Source organism: Promicromonospora kroppenstedtii DSM 19349 (assembly GCF_000515355.1).
Classification (GTDB): domain Bacteria; phylum Actinomycetota; class Actinomycetes; order Actinomycetales; family Cellulomonadaceae; genus Promicromonospora; species Promicromonospora kroppenstedtii.
The window spans coordinates 1-890 of the sequence record NZ_KI911657.1 but is presented as its reverse complement, the minus strand read 5'-3'; the positions used below and the strand labels follow the sequence as shown (position 1 = coordinate 890).

Below are 890 nucleotides of genomic sequence, written 5' to 3'. Positions count from 1 at the left end.
CGCGACGAGCGCGGGTCCCGGGTCCGGCGCGGGCAGCTCGTGCGCGTCGAGCCACGCGGTGTGCACCTCGCCGTCGCGGAACGCGCCGGAGTCCGCGAGCGCCCGCACGAACCCGGTGTTGGTCACGAGCCCGCCGATCGCGGTGTCGTCGAGGGCGTCGACGAGAGCCTGGCGGGCGGCCTCGCGGTCGGCGCCGCGGGTGATGATCTTGCCGACCATGGGGTCGTAGGCGGCGGGGACGACGGTGCCGTCCTCCAGCCCGGCCTCGACCCGGACGGTGGTCGCGGCGGGCCAGCGCACCCGGGTCGCGGTGCCGGCCTGCGGCAGGAAGCCGCCGAAGGCGTCCTCGGCGTAGATCCGGGCCTCCATCGCGTGGCCGACGACGGTGACGTCGTCCTGCGTGAAGCCGAGCGGTTCGCCGGCGGCGACCAGGAGCTGCTGCTCGACGAGGTCGATGCGCTGCCCGCGCACGCGCACGACCTCCTCGGTGACGGGGTGCTCGACCTGGAGGCGGGTGTTCATCTCGAGGAACCAGGCACCCTCGACGCTCTGCCGGGTGTCGACGAGGAACTCCGCGGTGCCGACGCCGGTGTAGCCCACCTGGCGGGCCAGGTTCACGGTCCATCGGTGCAGCGCGTCGCGCAGGGCGGGGTCGAGGTCGGGGGCGGGCGCCTCCTCCAGAACCTTCTGGTGGCGGCGCTGGGCGGAGCAGTCGCGTTCGTGCAGGTGCAGCACGTTGCCGTGCTCGTCGGCGAGGACCTGGACCTCGACGTGGCGGCCGCGTTCGACGAACCGTTCCAGCAGCAGGGTGTCGTCGCCGAACGCGGCGGCGGCCTCGCGCCCGGCCGCCGCGATCGCCGGGGCGAGCTCGGGCTCGGCGCGGACGATGC

The 890-nt window shown here is 75.1% G+C and carries 1 protein-coding gene; it reads right to left on the bottom strand.

Going from position 1 to position 890, the window contains the following annotated elements; all coding sequences use genetic code 11:
• Positions 1–890 (bottom strand): ATP-binding protein (locus tag PROKR_RS11525; RefSeq protein WP_036963290.1); only part of this gene is annotated, 890 nt, incomplete at both ends.